Annotated in this window: 15 protein-coding genes; 5 read left to right on the top strand and 10 right to left on the bottom strand. The window is 65.5% G+C overall.

The annotated features are described in order from the left end of the window. Both ACLFQI_RS03685 and ACLFQI_RS03680 read left to right on the top strand, forming a co-directional pair. On the top strand, positions 1-707 hold a 707-nt coding region (locus ACLFQI_RS03685; protein ID WP_410757500.1), incomplete at its 5' end, for a serine protease. A 246-nt stretch (positions 708-953) separates the two neighbouring features. After that, positions 954-1,559 carry a PilZ domain-containing protein gene (locus ACLFQI_RS03680; RefSeq protein ID WP_410757499.1) on the top strand — a complete coding sequence of 202 codons (606 nt, stop codon included), beginning with the start codon at positions 954-956 and terminating at the stop codon, positions 1,557-1,559. Positions 1,560-1,603: 44 nt separating this feature from the next. On the opposite strand, the gene prsR is transcribed toward ACLFQI_RS03680, so the two are convergent. The 3 genes from prsR to ACLFQI_RS03665 are packed head-to-tail and all read right to left on the bottom strand — an operon-like array spanning position 1,604 to position 6,458. Beyond that, a complete protein-coding gene (gene prsR, locus ACLFQI_RS03675; protein WP_410757498.1) occupies positions 1,604-2,944 on the bottom strand; it encodes a PEP-CTERM-box response regulator transcription factor in 1,341 nt (446 codons plus the stop codon). Between the two features lie 29 nt (positions 2,945-2,973). After that, positions 2,974-5,043: an XrtA/PEP-CTERM system histidine kinase PrsK gene (gene prsK, locus ACLFQI_RS03670; RefSeq protein ID WP_410757497.1), complete on the bottom strand. Its 2,070-nt coding sequence runs from the start codon at positions 5,041-5,043 to the stop codon at positions 2,974-2,976. Between the two features lie 17 nt (positions 5,044-5,060). Continuing rightward, positions 5,061-6,458: a TIGR03013 family XrtA/PEP-CTERM system glycosyltransferase gene (locus tag ACLFQI_RS03665; protein WP_410757496.1), complete on the bottom strand. Its 1,398-nt coding sequence runs from the start codon at positions 6,456-6,458 to the stop codon at positions 5,061-5,063. Positions 6,459-6,895: 437 nt separating this feature from the next. Here ACLFQI_RS03665 and ilvB point away from each other — a divergent pair, with 437 nt between their 5' ends. From ilvB to ilvC, 3 genes are all read left to right on the top strand, one after another. Further along, a complete protein-coding gene (gene ilvB / locus ACLFQI_RS03660) occupies positions 6,896-8,620 on the top strand; it encodes a biosynthetic-type acetolactate synthase large subunit (protein ID WP_410757503.1) in 1,725 nt (574 codons plus the stop codon). Positions 8,621-8,636: 16 nt separating this feature from the next. Further along, positions 8,637-9,128, top strand: a complete 492-nt coding sequence (gene ilvN, locus ACLFQI_RS03655; RefSeq protein WP_410757495.1) for an acetolactate synthase small subunit — start codon at positions 8,637-8,639, stop codon at positions 9,126-9,128. A 210-nt stretch (positions 9,129-9,338) separates the two neighbouring features. Next, positions 9,339-10,355 (top strand): ketol-acid reductoisomerase, encoded by a 1,017-nt coding sequence (ilvC, locus tag ACLFQI_RS03650; protein WP_410757501.1) that lies wholly within the window; start codon positions 9,339-9,341, stop codon positions 10,353-10,355. A 123-nt stretch (positions 10,356-10,478) separates the two neighbouring features. On the opposite strand, the gene vapC is transcribed toward ilvC, so the two are convergent. The 7 genes from vapC to ACLFQI_RS03615 form a co-directional block, all read right to left on the bottom strand. Next, a complete protein-coding gene (vapC, locus tag ACLFQI_RS03645; protein WP_410757494.1) occupies positions 10,479-10,880 on the bottom strand; it encodes a type II toxin-antitoxin system tRNA(fMet)-specific endonuclease VapC in 402 nt (133 codons plus the stop codon). Positions 10,881-10,885: 5 nt separating this feature from the next. Then, positions 10,886-11,116 carry an antitoxin gene (locus tag ACLFQI_RS03640; RefSeq protein ID WP_410757493.1) on the bottom strand — a complete coding sequence of 77 codons (231 nt, stop codon included), beginning with the start codon at positions 11,114-11,116 and terminating at the stop codon, positions 10,886-10,888. A gap of 27 nt (positions 11,117-11,143) precedes the next feature. Beyond that, positions 11,144-11,797 carry a cytochrome b/b6 domain-containing protein gene (locus tag ACLFQI_RS03635; protein WP_410757492.1) on the bottom strand — a complete coding sequence of 218 codons (654 nt, stop codon included), beginning with the start codon at positions 11,795-11,797 and terminating at the stop codon, positions 11,144-11,146. Then, positions 11,797-13,536, bottom strand: coding sequence for a tetrathionate reductase family octaheme c-type cytochrome (locus tag ACLFQI_RS03630; RefSeq protein ID WP_410757491.1), 1,740 nt, complete (start codon positions 13,534-13,536; stop codon positions 11,797-11,799). The genes ACLFQI_RS03635 and ACLFQI_RS03630 overlap by 1 nt, the downstream gene beginning before the upstream one ends. A gap of 76 nt (positions 13,537-13,612) precedes the next feature. Next, on the bottom strand, positions 13,613-14,026 hold the full coding sequence (locus ACLFQI_RS03625; protein WP_410757490.1) for an SCP-2 sterol transfer family protein: 414 nt from the start codon (positions 14,024-14,026) through the stop codon (positions 13,613-13,615). A gap of 197 nt (positions 14,027-14,223) precedes the next feature. Then, positions 14,224-15,756 (bottom strand): exopolyphosphatase, encoded by a 1,533-nt coding sequence (locus ACLFQI_RS03620; protein ID WP_410757489.1) that lies wholly within the window; start codon positions 15,754-15,756, stop codon positions 14,224-14,226. A gap of 54 nt (positions 15,757-15,810) precedes the next feature. After that, positions 15,811-19,458 carry a mechanosensitive ion channel domain-containing protein gene (locus tag ACLFQI_RS03615; protein WP_410757488.1) on the bottom strand — a complete coding sequence of 1,216 codons (3,648 nt, stop codon included), beginning with the start codon at positions 19,456-19,458 and terminating at the stop codon, positions 15,811-15,813. Between the last annotated feature and the right edge of the window lie 225 nt (positions 19,459-19,683).

Below are 19,683 nucleotides of genomic sequence, written 5' to 3'. Positions count from 1 at the left end.
GCGATCTGCCGGCGACCATCGAACGGATCACGCCCTCGGTGGTCGGCATCGGCACCTATCAAGAAACCCGACAACCACGGATGCAGTTGCGCGGCACCGGCTTCGTCGTCGCCGACGGGCGGCATCTGCTCACCAACAGCCATGTGCTGCCGGAGCAGCTGAACGAGGAGCGCCGCGAGTTCCTCGCCGCGTTCGTGCCCAAGGGCGGATCGCAGGCGCAAGCCCGGCCGGCGCGGCTGGTGGCGCAGGACGAGGCGCGCGATCTGGCGCTGTTGCGCATCGACGGTCCGCCGTTGCCGGCCCTGCGCTTGGGCGATTCCAGCGCGGTGCGCGAAGGCCAGACGATCGCCTTCACCGGCTTCCCGATCGGCGCCGCGCTGGGGCTGTATCCGGCGACCCATCGCGGCATGGTGGCGGCGGTGGCGCCGGTGGTGATGCCGGCGCGCTCCGGGCGCGAACTGAAATCGGGGCTGATCCGGCGCATGCGCGATCCGTACACCATCTTCCAGTTGGATGGCACCGCCTATCCGGGCAACAGCGGCAGCCCGATGTTCGATCCCGCCAGCGGCCGGGTGCTGGGCGTGATCAATATGGTGTTCGTCAAGGAAGGCCGCGAGAGCGCACTGGAGCGTCCGAGCGGCATCAGCTACGCGATCCCGATCGACTTCGCCCGCGAACTCTTGCGCCAGCAGGATCTGCAGCCTTGAAAGGGACGCTTTTCGGCGGGCTCGATCCGTTGTGGATGACATCGAGGCTGGTCTTGCAACAGTGGAGGCTGACTGTCATTTTTTTTTACAATTTGTGGGTGCCGTGGCCACAGTTTGCTTGAGCGTGACGTAAATCCCATTTTAAACAATCGATTGTGAATTCTGGTGCGTAATTTGCTTAAATTGTCTTCAGAAATTAACAATCGGGCGTCGACGCTCAAATCTAGAAGTCTCAAGGAGCCTCCCATGTCTTACCATCCGCCCAGCCTGGAAAAAATCGAGCCGCTTGTCGAGGAGCTTGCGGAATTCTGGATTTCAGCCCTTGAACAAGGCAACTGGGAGCAACGTCTGCAGGTGCTGAATAAGATTCACGATCAGCTGCGCGCGGATCTGGCGACCAAGGCGGAGTTCGACATGGTCTCGCCGCGCTTCGTCTCGGCGATCATCGAGCGCCTGGGTGCGCCGCCGGTGGAGGCCGAGGCGCAGGCCAAGATCTATGCCTACTCGCTGAACGAGGTCCATCGCGACGCGGCCAAGGCCTGGAGTCTGCGCAGTCGTGCCCCAGAAGTCGCGGATCACTCGGATCGTCGCCGGTTTCCGCGCAAGGTGGTCAATATGTTGAGCGAGATCTGGATCCAGGGCTTCACGGCGCCCTGTCGTCTGATCGATGTCTCCCTCGGTGGCGCGCGGGTCGCGCTGCAGCAAATCGAGGCGCCCGAGCCGGGCACCGAGGTGCGGGTGGTGGTGCCCGGCAAAGGCATCTGCGAGGCCATCGTGGTCTTCGTCAACAACAGCCTGGAGGCTGGGTTGCGGTTCTCTCATCAACCCGAGCCCGCGATGATGTCCGCCTGATTCGGGGCGCCCGCTCGGCGTCGACCAGGCTCGGTTTGACGACGCTATTCCCGCAAACCGTATTTATCGAGCAGGTTGTAGAGCGTGGGGCGGGTGATGCCGAGCACATCGGCGGCCTGCGCGATATTCCCGTTGCAGCGGCTCATGGCCTTGATCACCGCCTCTTTTTCGGCCGAATCGCGAATCTCGCGTAAGCCGACGCGTTCATTCGACTCGGCGGGGACCGGCAGCCCGAGGTCTTCGGCTTGGATGTGCGGACCATCGGCCATGATCACGGCGCGCCGGATCAGATTCTCCATTTCTCGAACATTGCCCGGCCATTCATAGGCTTCGATGGCCCGCAGGGCTTCGCCGGAAAAACCGAGGCGACTGGTCTTGCGCTGGTCTTTGCGGAAGCGTTCCAGCAGCGCGTGGGCGAGCAGGCTGCGGTCGCCCTGGCGTTTGCGCAAGGGCGGGATCTCGATCGCGATCTCGCTGATACGGTAGTAGAGATCCTCGCGGAACGCGCCGGCCTCGATCAGCTCCTGGAGAGGCTTGTTGGTGGCGCCGACGACGCGGATGTCGACCGGAATCTCGGTGCGACCGCCGAGCCGCTCGACCACGCGCTCTTGCAGGAAGCGCAACATCTTTGCCTGCAAGTTCATCGGCAGATCGCCGATCTCGTCGAGGAACAGCGTGCCCTTGTCGGCATGCTCGATCTTGCCGATGGTCTGGCGGGTGGCGCCGGTGAAGGCGCCCTTTTCGTAGCCGAACAGCTCGCTTTCGAGCAGGTTCTCCGGGATGGCGGCGCAGTTGAGGGCGACGAAGCGCTCGCTGACGCGTGGGCTGAGCTGATGCAGGGCGCGGGCGAGGACTTCCTTGCCGGTGCCGCTCTCGCCGAGCAGCAGGACAGTGGCGTCGGAGGGCGCGACGCGCTCGATCATGCGACAGATCTTGAGCATGCCGGGATCGGAGCTGATCAGCCCTTGCAGCGGCGAGGCGCTCTGTTGCGCGAGCTTGCGGTTCTCGGCCTCGAGTTCAAACAGCTGGGCGGCGCGATCGACGATCAGCCGCAAGGCATCGGCATCGACCGGCTTGATGTAGTAGTCATAGGCGCCGAGGGCGACCGCCTGCAGGGCGTTGGCGCGATCGTCGTTGCCGGTGACGACGATGACCTTGGTCTGCGGCGCGACGGCGAGGATCTCCTCCAACAGTGCGATTCCCTCGGTGGCGTTGGCCGGGTCCGGCGGCAGCCCGAGATCCAGTGTCACCAGCGGCGGTTGATGACGGCGCACCTGGCTCATGGCGCTGGCGCGATCTTGTGCCTGGAGGATCTCATAGCCGTCGAAACACCAGCGCAGTTGGCTCTGCAGGCCGCTGTCATCCTCGACGATCAGCAATTTCATGGACTGTTTCTTGGAAGGAGCCATGGTGGTCACCTGCTGTGAGAAGGGTCGGGCGGGCTCGGTGGCGGCGGTTGGCGCGGCAGCCAGAGTCTGAACAGGCTGCCCTTGCCGAGTTCACTCTCGACCTCGATGCGACCGCCCATGCGGTGGATCCGCTCGCGCGCCTCATACAGGCCGATGCCCATGCCGGCATTGCCCTTGGTGGTCTGGAAGGGCCGGAACAGGCGTCGGCGCATGAAGTCTTCGTCCATCCCCGCGCCGCTGTCTTGCACCCGCACCTGCGCCCAGTGCTCGTCGGCGTCGAGGACGAGATCGACCTGGCCCTCGTCCGGGGTCGCCTCCTGGGCGTTGCGGACCAGATGCTGAACGACATTCTTAAGCCCTTCGGCATCGACGTGCAACTCGACCGAGCGGCGGATCTCGAGCGCGGGGGTCGGTCGCTTATCCTGGCTTTCGGCGACCACCTCCTCGAGCAGCTTGGCGAGGGCGATCCGTTGGCGCGGCGCCGATTCCGCGTTCGACTGCACGTTGCGCAGCTGCGCCTGGGTGCGGTCGAGGCGGTCGCGGGCATGGGCCATGGTGCGAAGGGCGTCACTGATGAACTCGGGATTGTCGCGATGGCGTTCGGCATTGGAACAAATCAGTGAGAGCTGCGCGGAGACGTTCTTGAGATCATGCACCAGAAAGGCGGCCAGGCGGTGGAAGGCCTCGAATTGACGCGCCTCGAGCAGGGCCTCCTGGACGCGCACCAGGGCGACATGGATCGCCAGCTGGCGGCCGGCGGTCTTGAGCAGGTCGCGTTCTTCCCAATCGATGCGGTTCGGCGCGCGCGGCTGCGCGAGCACCACGAAGCCCTCCAGGGCCTCGCCCTTGAGCAAAGGGACCACCGCCCAGTGGCGCGGATCAGCGACGAGCCAGTCCGGCAAGCTCAGGCTCTTGTAGAAGGTCGGATCCTTGCGATATTCCTCAAGCTCGATGATCCAATGGGTGCGGTTGAGAAAGCTGATCAGTGCCGACCTTGGACTTTCCGGCGGATAGGTCGGCGAGCCCAGGTTGAACGCGCCCATCAGTGCGTAATCACCGTTGTCGTCGCGCACCCAAAGCAGTCCGCCGGTGCTTTCGACGATGTCGCTGATGGCGCTGATACAGCGCTCGTGGAAAAGCAACGGCTGCTCCTCGGTGGAGAGCATGCCGGTGAAACGCAGCCATTCCTCGCGGTAATCGTGTTTGTAGCGGAAGAAGTGCTTCGACAGGAACAGGCGCAGGCGGGCGCGCACGCTGCCGGAGAACAGCACCAGCGTCAACAATAACGCGGCGCCGAACAGGAAGCTCACCTGCAACAGGGTGCCGATCTCGCCGCCGAGCTGGCGCAGGAAATAGGCGGCGGTGCCGATGGCGAGCAGATAGAGCCCGGCGCCCATGAGCGCGGTGGTGTGGAACAGCAGATGGCGGGAGATCTGCGCCTCGCTGCGCGCCGGAAAGCGGCGACTCAAGGCGATGCCGAGCAGCGGCGCGACCATGGCGTTGACGATGCCGCGCGCGCGCCAGGTCGTGCTTTCCATGCTTTGGAACAGCACCAGATCGGCATACAGGAACAGATCGAAGGCGAAGATGCCGCCGAGGGCGAGGCAGAGGAATTTGATCTGCCAACGGCGTTGAGGCGGGGTATTGCGGTAGAGCTGCTCGACCAGGATCAGCCCGACGATGGCCATCAGCAGGATCGCCAGGCTGCGCCAGAGCGGCGTGCCGGGGAGGCTGGTCGGCAGCAGAAACAGCAGCGTCAGGGCGAGCAGAAACGCGCTGGTGGCGCCGACCCAGAGGCGCAAGGCGCTGGAACCTGCGGACACGGACAGCGTGGCGAGCAGCAGCGCGAACCAGCCGGCGTTGCGGCCGACCTCGAACAGACCGCCGGTGATGACCACATCGCTGTCGAGCTGCCAGGCGAGCAGGGCCAGGTAGAGCGCCCAGGCGACCGTGAGCAGGCTCGCGGCCAGCATCCAGAGACTGGTAGAGCGATGGCGCCAGAGCGTTGCGGCCAGCAGCGCCAGCAGCAGATAGGCGAGCGCGGCGCCCAGATAGCCGATGGCGGTGACGGGCATGGCGCGTGTCCGGCTCGCTAGCGGGCGCCACGCCCGAACAGCACCACCTTGACCGTTTCGAGGAGGATGAGGATGTCCAGGAACAGGGTGTGGTTCTTGACGTAGTAGAGGTCGTACTGGAGCTTCTCTTTCGCGTCCTGCACCGAGGCGCCATAGGGATAGCGCACCTGCGCCCAGCCGCTGATACCGGGGCGGATGCTGTGGCGGGCGAGGAAATAGGGGATCTGCTTGCTGAGCTGGTCGACGAAGATGGGCCGTTCCGGGCGCGGGCCGATGAAGGACATCTCGCCCCTGAGGACATTGAAGATCTGCGGCAATTCGTCGATGCGCAGGGTGCGGATCACGCGCCCGACGCGGGTGATGCGATCGTCGTCGCTTGCCGCCCAGCGCGGTTGTCCGTCCTTTTCCGCGTCCGGGCGCATGCTGCGGAACTTGCAGATCTCGAACGGCTTGTTGCCGAGACCGACCCGGGTCTGCCAATACAGGATCGGCCCGGGTCCCTCCAGCTTGATGGCGATGATCGTGAGTAGCATCACCGGCGCGGCGACGAGCAGCAGGACCAAGCTCAGAAGGAGGTCGAACACGCGCTTGACGACATTGCCGAACCAGCTCTGGCGGAAGCCGCTGCCGAAGACGAGCCAGCTGCTGTTCATCGAGTCGAGTTGCAGGCGTTGATGCTCGCGCTCGAAGAAGGTCGAGATATCGGTGACGGTGATGCCCTGGAGCTTGCACTCCAGCAGATCCTTGATCGGCAGGCTGTTGCGCCGCTCGCGGATGGCAACGACGATCTCCTCGGTCTTGACGCTACGCGCGAGCTGGAGCAGGGTTTGGCCGTTTTCGAGATGGAGGACGCGATTCGCCGGCACCTCGCCCGGTTCCTTGGTCTCGATGGCGACGAAGGCGAGGATCTTGTAGGGGTTGTGCGCGTTGGCATGGGTGCTGGCGGTCTCCAGCGTCATCGCGCGACTGCCCGAGCCGAGCACGAGGATGCGCCGCGCGAAGGCGTTGGAGCGGCTGATGCGGCGATAGATCAAGCGCTCGAGCGCAAGCACCAGGAAGACCAAGCCGGTGGCGAAACCGATGGTCTCGACGGTCGGTAACGGGAACGGCAGCGTGGGCGCGATGAGCGCGATTCCGGCCAGGGTCATGAGCAAGGCGGCGGCGATGCGCAGTATATCGTCGAGCCCCTCGCTACCGACCTGGGCGTGGGCTTCGCGATCGTAGAGCCCTATGGTCTCCATGAGCAAGACCATGATCAGCGCGAGCGCGAGGTTGATACCGAGTAAGGCGCCTTGATGGTCAAGCTCTTGAAAAAGCTGGATGAGAGCGAATTCCAAGCTGGCGACGATGAGCAGGATCTCCACTCCTGCCAGGACGAGTGTTTGGCGCGAGATGTGATGCCCGAAAAGTCGCAAGGTCTTGCCCTCATTCTTCTCTAGAACATGGGAGATGCTATATCCTGGATTCTACGCTGTGAACGGGTTCACAACCAGGGATGAAACCTCCAATCGGAGGCTTGACAGTGTCGATCGAGGCTTCCTTGGTTGACCGCTGTTGCGGTTTTTTAGTATTTTCGCTTGTTCGCCGCGTCTCATTTGACGCGGTTCCTTGTCAAGACCCTCGCGACCCCTCAGGTATCGGCGTTGAGCCGACTTGACATCTCACCGGTTGCCGCCTCGACGGCGGCGAGCACCTGATGCGGTCTCGCGCCGCCGAGACGATCCGTACGGAGGACGCCTGCGTGCAATCACATTTGGCCGATGCGCCTGACACCAACGAGCCCCGTCACCAGCCAGGTACGACTGGGCAACAAGACGCAGCCACGCTTGCCGAGGCGAGCGAACCCGCGCTTTTGAGCGGCGCCGAGATCGCCATCCAGGCGTTGATCGACGAAGGGGTCGAATATGTGTTCGGCTATCCGGGCGGTGCCGTGCTCCATATCTATGACGCCCTGTTCCAGCGCGGCGAGGTGATCAAGCACGTCCTGGTGCGCCACGAGCAAGGCGCGACGCACGCCGCCGACGGCTACGCGCGCGCGACCGGCAAGTGCGGTGTCTGCCTGGTGACCTCGGGGCCGGGCGCGACCAATGCGGTGACCGGCATCGCCACCGCGCACATGGATTCGATCCCGCTGGTGGTGCTCACCGGCCAGGTGCCAACGCCGGTGATCGGTAGCGACGCCTTCCAGGAGGTCGACACCGTCGGCATCACGCGACCCTGCGTCAAGCACAATTTCCTGGTCAAGCGGCTTGAGGATCTCGCCGCGACCATCCGCAAGGCCTTCTTCATCGCGCAGTCGGGGCGACCGGGGCCGGTCGTCGTCGATATCCCCAAGGACGTGACCGATCCGAACGTCAAGATCCCTTATCTCTACCCGCGCGATCTCAATATCCGCTCGTACAACCCGGCCAAGCGCGGCCATCTCGGGCAGATCCGCAAGGCGGTCGAGGCCATGCTCGCGGCCAAGCGGCCGATCTTCTACACCGGCGGCGGCGCGGTGCTGGACGATGCCGCCGCGCCGCTGACCGAGCTGGTGCGCGCGCTCGGCTTCCCGATCACCAGCACCCTGATGGGGCTGGGCGCCTACCCGATGACCGACAAGCAATTCGTCGGCATGCTCGGGATGCATGGCACTTACGAGGCCAACATGGCGATGCACGAGACCGATTGCCTGATCGCGATCGGCGCGCGCTTCGATGACCGGGTCACCGGCAAGATCGAGCACTTCTGCCCGCACGCCGAGATCATCCACGTCGATGTCGACCCCTCCTCGATCTCGAAGAACGTCAAGGTGCAGGTGCCGATCGTCGGCCCGGTCGGCAGCGTGGTCACCGATATGCTCAGCCTGTTGCGCGAGAGCGGCGGGCGGCCGGAGCAGACCGCACTGGCGGCCTGGTGGCAGCAGATCGACGAATGGCGTGGGATCGACTGCCTGCGCTACGACCGCGCGAGCTCGGTGATCAAGCCGCAGTTCGCGGTCGAGACCCTGTACAAGGTCACTCAAGGCGAGCTCTATCTGACCTCCGATGTCGGTCAGCATCAGATGTTCGCGGCCCAGTTCTATCCGTTCGACAAGCCGCGGCGCTGGATCAACTCGGGCGGGCTCGGCACCATGGGCTTCGGCCTGCCGGCGGCGATGGGCGTGCAGCTGGCGCATCCGGATGCGCAGGTCGCCTGCATCTCCGGCGAGGCCAGCATTTTGATGTGCATCCAGGAGATGGCGACCTGCAAGCAGTACAGCCTGCCGATCAAGGTCGTGCTGCTGAACAACGGCTACATGGGCATGGTGCGCCAGTGGCAGGAGTTCTTCTACGAGAGCCGCTACGCGCATTCCTATGTCGACGCGCTACCGGATTTCGTCGCCCTGGCGCAGAGCTTCGGCCATGTCGGCATGCGCGTCGAACAACCGGATCAACTGGAAGCGGCGATGCGCGAGGCCTTCGCGATGAAGGATCGCTTCGTGTTCCTCGATGTGATCGTCGATCCGTCCGAGAACGTCTATCCGATGATTTGCGCGGGCAAGGGCCATCACGAGATGGAACTGCCGCCGACCATGTCCGAGCGGGAGCTGGCCTAGGGCCTGAGAACAGGTTATGAGACATATCATTTCGATGCTGGTCGAGAACGAGTCGGGCGCGCTCTCGCGCATCGCCGGCCTGTTCTCGGCCCGCGGCTACAACATCGAATCCCTCACCGTCGCGGCGACCGACGAGCCGTCACTGTCGCGCATGACGCTGGTCACCAACGGCAATGACGACATCGTCGAGCAGATCAAGAAGCAGCTCAACAAGCTGATCGATGTGGTCAAGCTCCAGGATCTCGCCGAGGGCGATCATATCGAGCGCGAGATGATGCTGATCAAGCTCAAGGCGGCGGGGCCGGAGCGCGAGGAACTCAAGCGCCTGACCGAGATCTTCCGCGCCAAGATCATCGATGTCACCGAGGCGAGCTACATCGTCGAGCTGACCGGCGCCTCGCGCAAGCTCGATGCCTTCATCGAGGCGGTGCCCGAGGGGCTGATCACCGAGGTGGTGCGCTCCGGGCCGACCGGCATCCTGCGCGGTGCCAAGGGTCTGACGCTCTAACCGCCTTCTGCCCCGCCCGACGCTCGGGCGCTAGACTCGAGCAAGGCAGAGTCTGAAGCCGTGTCGCCGCGACCAGGTCGCATCCAGCCTTCTGGGAGTCGACACCAGAACTCGACTCCGTGCTATGGCGTACAGGCCCGGCGAAAAGCCCGACGATGGTCGCTTCGCCGTCCATGAACCAACCCAGATAGACTAGGAGCCATCATGGCCATCAACGTTTACTACGACAAAGACGCCGACCTCTCGCTGCTTCAAGGCAAGCAGGTCGCGATCATCGGCTACGGCTCGCAAGGCCATGCCCATGCCAATAACCTCAAGGACTCCGGCGTCGATGTCGTCGTCGGCCTGCGCGCTGGCTCCGCCTCGGCGGCCAAGGCGGCGGACGCGGGTCTCGCCGTCAAGGACATCCCGGAGGCGGTCAGCGGCGCCGACGTGGTGATGATCCTGGCGCCCGACGAGCATCAGGCCAAGCTGTATCGGGATCAGGTCGCGCCGAACATCAAGCAGGGCGCGGCGCTGGCCTTCGCGCATGGCTTCAACATCCATTTTGGACAGATCGAGCCGCGCGCGGATCTGGACGTGATCATGATCGCGCCCAAGGGCCCGGGTCATCTGGTGCGCTCGACCTACACCCAGGGCGGCGGCGTGCCGAGCCTGATCGCGGTGCATCAGGATGCGAGCGGCAACGCGCGGGATATCGCGATGGCCTATGCCTCGGCCAATGGCGGCGGGCGCGCCGGCATCATCGAGACCAGCTTCCGCCAGGAGTGCGAGACCGACCTCTTCGGCGAGCAGGTGGTGCTCTGCGGCGGCCTCACCGCGCTGATCCAGATGGGCTTCGAGACCCTGGTCGAGGCCGGCTACGAGCCCGAGATGGCCTATTTCGAGTGTCTGCACGAGGTCAAGCTGATCGTCGACCTGATCTACGAGGGCGGCATCGCCAACATGCGCTACTCGATCAGCAACACCGCCGAGTACGGCGATCTCACGCGCGGCCCGCGCATCATCACCGAGGAGACCCGCGAGGAGATGCGCCAGATCCTGCGCGAGATCCAGACCGGTCAGTTCGCCAAGGAGTTCACGCTCGAAAACCAAGCCGGCGCGCCGGCGATGAAGGCCATGCGCCGCCTCTCTCAGGAGCATCCGATCGAGCAGGTCGGCAGCCGCCTGCGCGAGATGATGCCCTGGATTCGCGAGAAGCAGTTGGTCGACAAGTCGCGTAACTGAGCGCGGCTTTCTCCTCGTGCATCAATACTGAACAAGGCTCCGCGAGGAGCCTTTTTGGTTTTGGGAGAGTATTATGGCGACATCCGTTCGCCTGCCTGACGTCACCGAGCAGCAGCTTCCTCATCAGTGCGCCCAGTTCTCCGTCTGAAGCGCCGATACCCGTCCGAACTCCCGCAAATTGTTGCTGACGAGAATCAGACCGGACGCCAAAGCATGTGCCGCGATCCAAAGATCGTTCGCACCAATCGGTGTGCCTGTTCGTTCGAGTTCCGCTCGGATGCGGGCGTAGTGCCATGGGCTCCCCTCGGGCAGACCCAGTACCGGCACAAGCTCGACGAAGCGCACCAACCGTTGGGCGGTCTGTTCAGGATGTTGGCTCTTCTGCGCACCGAGCAAAAGTTCCCCGTAGGTGATCATGGACATGCCGACCTCACCTGGATACAAACGCTCGAAGCGACCGGCAACCTCCGGTGGTCGCCGCTTGGCGATGTAGATACAGATATTCGTATCGAGGAGATACCGCATGGCCGTCAAAGGGCTTCGCGGGGCTCGGGAAAAGCATCCTCTCGTCCCTCGGCGAAGTACTCCTCGGGCATGGAGGCGAGCAGGTCGAATGCTTCACGCAGGTTTGTCCGCTTCTTACGCAGAATGACCTCATCGCCTCGGCGCAGGATCTCAACCTCGTCGACATCGAATTGAAATCCGACCGGCAATTGCACGCTTTGCGATGCGCCGCTGCGATCGATCTTAATGGTGGTCATTGCGATGAAACACGGCGGTTAAGTGCGCTAACGGATCTGCGACGGCTCATCGGTGCGCAGATAGGCCTCTTCCTCCGGCGTCAGATCGACATCGTCGAAGCCGGTGATCATCGGCATCACATGGTCGCGGAAGGAATGACCGGTGGTGAGCAGATAGACATGGATGAACACGAAGGCGAGGATCGCGAACGCGGCCGCGGTGTGCACCAGCGCGATGTTCTCGAGCCAGGCCGGGGCATTGGGCAGATTGCGCCAGGCGTAGTAGGACAGATAGGCCAGGCCACTGACCCAGATGGCCGGGAACAGCACGATCTTCAGCACCAGATAGGCCAGTGCCTGCAGCGGGTTGTGCTTGCGCCAGTAGGCCTTGCGGTAGGGATGGCGCTCGCCCTTGAAGATGCCATAGGCGTAGAAGCGCAGCACCTTCCAGAGGCCGCTGCTGGTCGGGATGAAGTGCCGCCAGGCGCCGGTGGTGAAGAGCCAGAAGACGCTGAAGGCCCAGAGCAGCAGCAGGGCGAACGCGGCCAGGGTATGCACGGTCACCGCATCTTCAAAACTCAGCAGGCCATGGAAGCCGTGCAGCCCGAAGCCGCTGATCAGCAACAGCATGATCAGCATCATCTGGCTCCAATGCCAGAAGCGTTCGAAGATGCTGAAGATCTTGACGTGATGTAGGGCCATCAGTGGTGGTCTCCCTTCGACGAGAAGAGGCGGATGCCGCCGTGGATGAGGATGCCGCCCAGGATGCCAGCAACGAGGAGGCTGCCGGTGACATCGAGCCAACGACTGCGGTCGCGACCCGGCACATAGATGCCCTTGACCCCGGCGATGCGGCTGTCTCTCGGTGCGTGACAGTCGCCGCAGGCCAGCGCCTGCTCCTTGGGCGCCACCATGTGCGTGATCGGCCACCAGGACAGGGTCTCGATGAAGCCGTACTCGCCGGAGTAGTCGAGACCGAAGTCGGCCATGCCCTTTTCGATCGCGGCGCCCATGTCGTAGTTGCCCCAGTAGGCGGCCTCATCCTCGCCCCAGAGGTGGGTGTAGACCAGGGTGCCGTTGCCCTTGTCATAGGGCTGCCAGGTGTGCATGCGCTTGAACGGCCAGATGCGCGAGCGCTCGTCCTGGCGCGAGCCGGAGAAGCCGTTGATCTCGATCGACTCGGCGTTGGGGTCGAACTGGGTGTCGATGGTGGTGTAGCGCATCTGGCCGTCGAACCAGGCGTACTCGGGGACGACGTTCTCGTCGTAGGTGAAGTTGCCCTTGATCGACTTGTAGGTGTAGCGATGCTCGCCGTTGCCCTGGGTATAGCCTTCCTCGTGGTAGCCCTCGCCGTCGCGGGTCTTGCCGGCGGTGCGCCAATCCCAGTCGACCACGGTAGCCACGCCGCCGCGTGCGAACTCGGGGATGTGGCAGGTCTGGCAGGCAACGCTTTGCACATGGTCGTTGAGCTTGAAGGCGGCGATGGAGTCGACCGGGTGCGGGGCGAGTCCGTGGCAGGACTCGCAGGTGGCGACATCGCTGCGTTGGCCGGGGAGCCCGGTGCCCTGGGTGTCCTTGGACACCACGTTGTAGCGACTGCCGGCCCAGACGTGCTTGTTGGTGACATGGCAGGCGCTGCAGGCGAAGTTGAGTCCGTCGATGCCCATGTGCACATCGAGCGTGCGGGGTGGCCTGATCAGCGCGGTGGAGAGGTCGCCGTGCTTGACGTTGTCGCCGCCGCCGCCGTTGAAGTGGCAGGTGCCGCAATTGGCGCGCTGGGGCAGGTCGACGCTCTGCGCGGCGGCGGCCAGATCGATCGGCGGCTTGCCCTCGAACATCACCGTGCAGGCGGCGTGGCCCTCGCTGTTCGGGGTCTTGTAGTAGGTGCCGGTGGTCTCGTGGCAGACCAGGCAGTCGATCTTGGTCTCGTCGCTGAAGTCGAAGGTCTCGTCCTTCCAGCCGTAGCCGGCGTGGCACTGCGCGCACATGCCCTCGTTGCCGCGCGAGTTGGTGCAGAAGTTATTGACCAGGTAGCGCTTGCCGAGCTGCTGGCCGGTGTTCGGGTCTGTGTACGACCAGGTCCAGTGGATGTTGCGCATGAAGTGCTCGCCGGTCTCGGTATGGCAGCCGAGACAGGCCTGGGTCACCTCGGAGCCATTGGCGAACGGCCCCTTGAGTTCCTTGAACTTGGTGTGATCGGCGGTGCCGCCGCTGAGCGGTCCGGAGATCTGCGGTCCTGAGGTGTCGGAGGCCGGTGGCGTTGGCCAGCCGCTGAGTTCGGCGTTGGCGAGCTGGCCAGCGAGGCCAAGCACCACGGCAAGCAGACAGGTCGCGAGGGGTCCGTCGAGGGAGCCGGATCGCCTGAGCCAGGGTTGCCGGGGTCGTGGTGCGGCCGGCCGCCGCCTGATCAAGGGATCACGAAAGCCTGGGAGACCGCGCATGGATTGCCCTCCGGTCGATAATCGGTGTCCACTCTGAAGGCGCGCGCCGCGAGGCGCCGCGCCTGATCGCCGTGGCTCAGCCGAGTTCGTCGGCGCCGATCTGCTTCATCAGGTTAAAGCTCTTGACGAAGGGGCCGGCCATGCGGGGATCCTTGATCATGGCGGAGTAATCGCCGGTCTTGAATTTCAGCTTGCCGGTGGCGTAAGCGGTGCCCATGCCGACGATGCCGATGCCCTTTTCGACCCACTTCAGCCAGTCCTTCATGTCGGCGCGCATATCCCAGTCCGGTTGTTCGTCGGACCAGTCGCCAGCGCGCACGCAGACGCCGTTTTCGACCACGAAAACGCCACGCGGATCGGCCTCGTCCTTGAAACCGCAGGTGATGATCGAGTTGAAGCCGATCTCGGCCAGCTTGCCGCTGACCTCGGGATCGTTGTTCCAAGCATCCTTGAGCTGGTTCATCCATTCGGCGGAAAAGAGTTTGGCCATGGGTTGGGATCCTCCATTTTGTCGGTGTCTGGTTGGGCGATCTGGATGAGAGAGAGGCAGACGTGCGTCAGGCGAGGTGTTACTTGGCTGCAACCTGGCTCGCCAAGCTCTCGCTCGCGCCGATTCTACCAGTAAGCCGGTCGGGTTGGGGGACTGCGCGTAGCACGCGCCATGTCCAGCGTGCCGCATTCCGGGACTCAGCCGACCTCGAGCGACAAACCGGCCCCGGCGAGCCGCTCGGCCTCTTGCTCGAATTCCAGCCGCGTGAGCGGGTGCGCGTCGAGCCAGCCAGCGGGAAAACGCAGTCGCAGGCGGTCGCCCTCGGCCTCAACCTGGGGGTTCGGTTCGGCGCTCGCGGAGCGGCCGCGGTGCATGAGCACCGCGAGCCGCAGGAGAATCGCGAGCCGGCGACCGCAGTCGCGCGCCGGGCGTGGCAGCGCCATGAAGACGTCGACGGGAAACTTGCGCCGGTGGCCGAGCACCAGCGCCGCCAGCGCGTCCTGCTCCTGGCGCGTGAAGCCGGAGAGATCGGCGTTGCGCAGCAGATAGGCGCCATGCTTCTGGTACTGACTGTGCGAGACCGCGAGCCCGATCTCATGCAGATCGGCGGCCCAGCCGAGCATCTTGGGATAATTCTCGTGATGCAGCGCCCAGGCGTCGCGCAGCTGCGCGAGGAGTTCGAGGGCGGTGGCGCGCACGCGCCCGGCATGCTCGCGATCGATATCGAAGCGCCGACAGAGGGTGGCGACGGTGCGCTCGCGCACGTCTTCGTGATGCACGCGGCCGACCATCTCGTAGATCAGGCCCTCGCGCAGGGCCTCGTCCGAGGCTCGCATCCGTTCGATCTCGAGGGCTTGGAAGACCGCCCGCAGCACCGCGACACCGCCGGCGAAGACCGCCCGGCGCTCCTCGCTCAGGCCCTTGAAGGCGAACGCCGAAACCTTGCCGCAGTCGATCAGCGCCGCGCGCAAGCGGGCGAGCCCCGCGGCGCTGATGCCATCGTCGCTCCAGCCCTCGGCGGCGATGACCGTGGCGATGGCCTTGATGGTGCCGGAACTGCCGGTCGCCGTGCTCCAGCCGGAGTGGCGAAACAGCTCGCGTACCGGACGGATCTCGAGCGCGCAGGCCAGCTCGGCCCTGTCCATCGCCTTGGCGGTGATCTTGTCGCCCGGCAGGTAGTGCCGCGAGATGCTGACACAGCCCATGTGCAGGCTCTCGCGCAGCGTGGCCTTGAATCCCTGACCGACGATCAGCTCGGTGCTGCCGCCGCCGATATCGACCACCAAGCGCTTCTCGTCGCCGATGGCGAGGCCATGGGCGACGCCGAGATAGACCAGGCGGGCCTCCTCGCGTCCGGCGATGACCTCGATCGGATGCCCGAGCACCGCCTCCGCCTGTTCGATGAAGCCGATCCCCGGGCGCAGCTGGCGCAGGGTATTGGTGCCGACCACCCGCACATTGGCCGGCGCAAGGCCGCGCAGACGCTGGCCGATGCGCTCGAGGCAGGCGAGGGCGCGTTCGGCGACCTCGGGCAGTAGATCCTTATCCTCGGTGAGGCCCTCGCCCAGGCGCACCATCTCCTTGTAGCGATCGATGACCTGAAGGCTGCCGCCATCGGCGCGGGCGACCAGCAGATGGAAGGAGTTCGAGCCCAGATCCACCGCCGCGAAGCTATCCGACGGGGCGGGCGGGGATGGCTCGGTGGCGACGGAAACGGCGGCGTCGGCCATACGATCTCGCAAGCGTTGGCGGCAAGGGCGCCAGAGTATAGCCGCTTTGCCGGATTAGGGGACCGGCTTCGGGGCCGGTTCGGCGGGGTCGGATGCAGCGGGGTCGGATGCAGCGGGGTCGGATGTAGCGGGGTCGGATGCGGGGGCGTGGCGGGCCGGAACCTGCTCGCGCCGCAGTCGCAGCGCGAGCGGCTCGGGCGCGCGCAACTCGACGTGGCGCTGGGGCAGGGCGATCTGGATGCCGGCGGCGCCGAACTTGGCCTCGATGGCCTGGTGCAGCTCGCTGATCACCGGCAGGCGGAAGTCGAGGCTATCGAGGTAGCAGCGCAGCACCAGGTTGAGGGCGTGCTCGCCGAAGCCCTCGAAGGTGATCACCGGCTCCGGATCGGCGAGCACCTTCGGATGCTCGGCGGCCACCTCGGCGAGCAGCGCCAGCGCCTTGCCGGTATCGCTGCCGTGCGCGACCCCGACCGGGATCACCAGACGGTTGACCTGATCGCTCAGGGTCCAGTTCAGCAGGCGCCCGGTAATGAACTCCTTGTTCGGCACCAGCAGCTCCTGCTTATCCCAGTTGCGGATGGTGGTGGCGCGGATCTGGATGCGCGTCACGGTGCCAGTGATGTCGCCGATGGTGACGGTGTCGCCGACCCGCACCGGGCGCTCGAACAGGATGATCAGGCCGCTGATGAAGTTGGCGACGATCTCCTGCAGCCCGAAGCCGATGCCGACGCTGAGCGCGGCGATCAGCCACTGCACCTGCGACCATTGCAGGCCGAGCGCGCCGACCACCAGCAACAGACCGATGGCGGTGACCAGGTAGCGCGTCAGCGTGACCAGCGTGTAGCGCGCGCTGGTGCTGATCTCGGTGTTCTTCAGCAGCAGGATCTCGAGCAAGGCCGGGAGGTTCTTGACCGCGATCAGGGCGACGCCGGCGAGCACCAGGATCATCCCGAGATCGCCCAGGGTGACCGGCACTAGCTCCTCGACGCCGTCGATCTCGGCGGTGTAGCTCCAGAGCGTGATGCCGTCGAACTGGTTCAGCGCCGGCAGGACGTCCGACCAGATCATCCAGAAGCCGACCGCGGCGATGATGGCGATGCTGCTATTGAGCAACTGCCGCGTCTGGCTGTCGAGCGCGGCCAGGTCGACCGGGTCGTCGTTGGCATCGCTCCACTGCGCGCCCTGTTCCTGCGCCTCGCGCTGGGCCTCGCGTTGCGCGCGGCGCTCGAGCGCGGCCTCCAGCGCCAGCCCGCGCCGGGTCAGGACCAACCAGCGCGCGACCATCTGGTGGAACACCACCAGGGCCAGGGCCAGCCAGAGCAGCGCGGCGACCGAGGTCAGCAAGGTGCCCGCGGTATAGATGAAGCCGGCCAACGCGAGCGCGGCCAGCGCGGCCGGCATCGCCACCACCAACGGATACCAGAGCAGCCGCGAGCGGCTGAGCCAGGCCGTTGGTTGGGCTGCGAGCTGATGCTTGAACACGCCGCCGCTCGGGTGTAACAGCCAGGCCGTGAGGGCCGACAGTCCCAGGCAGAGCAGCATCAACGCCAGTCGGCCCAGGGTGCCATCGAAGGCCGGATGATGGGCGGAGCCGATGGTCTCGGCGACGAAGCCGATCGGCAGCAGCAGCAATGCGGCGAGCTTGAAGCCATGGCGCAGTTGTTCGAGGCTCTCGGAATTCCAGCGGAAGTGGCGCGCGGCGACGCCGCCGTGCATACACAACAGCCGGAACGCGCGCAGATAATAGAAGGGCAAGGCAATGGTGAGCAGGCCCTGACCGACGGCGAGCACGAATGCCGAGGCGCGCGGCGTGTTGTGCAGCGCCCAGCCGAGCACGGCGGCGAGCAGCGGCCAGGGCAGCGCGAGCAAGAGGGTGAGCCCGAGCGCGGAGAGCGAATACGCGAAGCGGTCGGTACTGATGCGGCGCATCGGCTCGGCGTAATCGCGGATGCGGCGATGCAGGAAGGGGCTGGCCGCCAACAGCCCAAGCACGCTCAGGAGCCCGAGCCAGAACACCGTCGACGTCGCGGCGGCCTGGCGCGCGGCGCGCAGGACACTGGCCCAATGCTCCGGCGCCACCAGCCACCACACCGCCTGCGGCAGCGGCGCGAAGGGCTGTTGGGTGATCGGCGCGGCATTGCGGACCCAGAGCAGGTTCTCGGCGAGGAAGTCGCGATAGCGCTTGACCAGGTCGGCGTATTGGTCGGCGACGAAGTCGAGATCGGCGATTGCGCGCTGATAGCTCTCCTTTAGGCGCAGCGCGCGCTCGAGCAGGTCGCGCTGCCGCAGCAGCTGCTCTCGCACCTGCGCCTGGAGCGGTGCGCTGACGGGTTTCCCGATGAGCTTGCGAGCGCTCGCGGCATCGATGTCCGCCAGCGCGCTGAGTTTGTCGCGCAGCCGCAGCTGGCTCAGGGTCAGCTGCGCGATCTCCGCGGCGCGCGCCCTCGCGTCCTCGCGCAAGCTGCTGGGGTCCGGCAGATCGGTGCGTTCATCGACCAGGATCTGGCCCACCGCCTGGCTGAGGCCGGCTGCGCTGATCCGCGCGCGCGCGTTCTCGAAGTCGCTCTCGGTCTTGCGCAGGCGCTCCTCGAGTCTGGCCTGCTCCTCGTCGAGCCGGGTGAGCGCGGCGGTGACCTCGCTGATGGTCTCGCTGATCTGACGATTGCGTTGCGCCAGCTCGAGCACCACGGGATCGGCATCGCTGAGCGCGCGTTCCGCCGAGGTGGTCTCTTCGCGCGTGCGCTCGGCCTCGAGGGTGCGCAGGCGGTCTGCCTCGTGCTCGAGGTAGGTGCGCCGCAGACGCGAGCGTTGCAGTTGCGCCGCGTGCTGCGCGCGCTGGGCCTCGGCGAGCTGACGGCGGACCTCGGCGCTGAGGATCCGCTGTTCGAGCATCAGCCTCTCGGCGCGCAGCGCATCGCGCTCGCTCTCGAGGGCCCAGGTCCGGGCTTGGCGGAGGGCGTCGGGTTGTTCCTCGGGCTGGGGTTGCTTGAGCGCGTCCTCGAGCGCGCTCAGCAGCAACGGTATCTCACCGAGGCGTCGGCGCGCGCTGGCGAGCCGGTCGGATTGCTGGCTGAGGTTGTCGTTGAGCTTACTGAGCTGCGCTTCGAGCGAGGCGGCCTCGGCTTGCTCGCGCGCGAGTCGTTGCTCGATCTGATCGATGCTGATATCGGCGGGCAGGTCGACCGGCGGATCGCGGGGTGACTCGAGTTCGGCCAGCTCGGCGCGCAATGCCGCCGCCTCGGCCGGGGCGGTCTCTAAGGCGTCGAAGTAGGCCATGGCTTGCGTCTGGAACCTGCTCAGGGTGTCCAGATGGGCGAGGATGTCGCGATAGCGCTCGCTGAGGCGTTGCCGGGTTTCCGCGGGCAGATCCTGGTTCTCGGCGAGTTCGCTGAGCTTGGTCTCGACCTGCTCGCGCGTGACGCTCGCCTGGATGTTCAGCGGCGCCTCCGCAGCGCGCTCCGGTTGGGCGGTGGCGCTCGCGATCAACAGGCCAGTGGGATCGGCCGCCGCGCCGAGCAAGAGCAGCAGGCCGAGCACGACGCCTGCGGCGGCCCGTGCCTGCGCCCAGCACGGACCCCGATGGGCGGCCGGATGCGCGCGACGATGGGTCGGTCGAGCATGTTCGCGGGCGGGCTGATGGCGAGTGCGCTGGCCGGCCTGCTCGCTCGGAGAATGGCGAGCAGGCAATTCGGGATGTGGCATGGGCGTTGGAGCGAACAACAGATGATCCGATCTTGACTGGTTGGCTGGCTGACCGGCTGACTGGCTGGCTGACTGACCGGCTGACCGGCTGACCGGCTGACCGGCTGACCGGCTGACCGGCTGACTGGCTGACTGGCTGACTGACCGGCTGACTGGCTGACTGGCTGACCGGCTGACCGGCTGACTGGCTGACCGGCTGACCGGGCTGGCTTGGCTAGCCGGGCT

The organism is Halochromatium sp., assembly GCF_046541315.1.
Classification (GTDB): domain Bacteria; phylum Pseudomonadota; class Gammaproteobacteria; order Chromatiales; family Chromatiaceae; genus Lamprobacter.
Note: the sequence above shows the minus strand (reverse complement) of the source record. Positions and strands in the feature narration are given on the sequence as shown.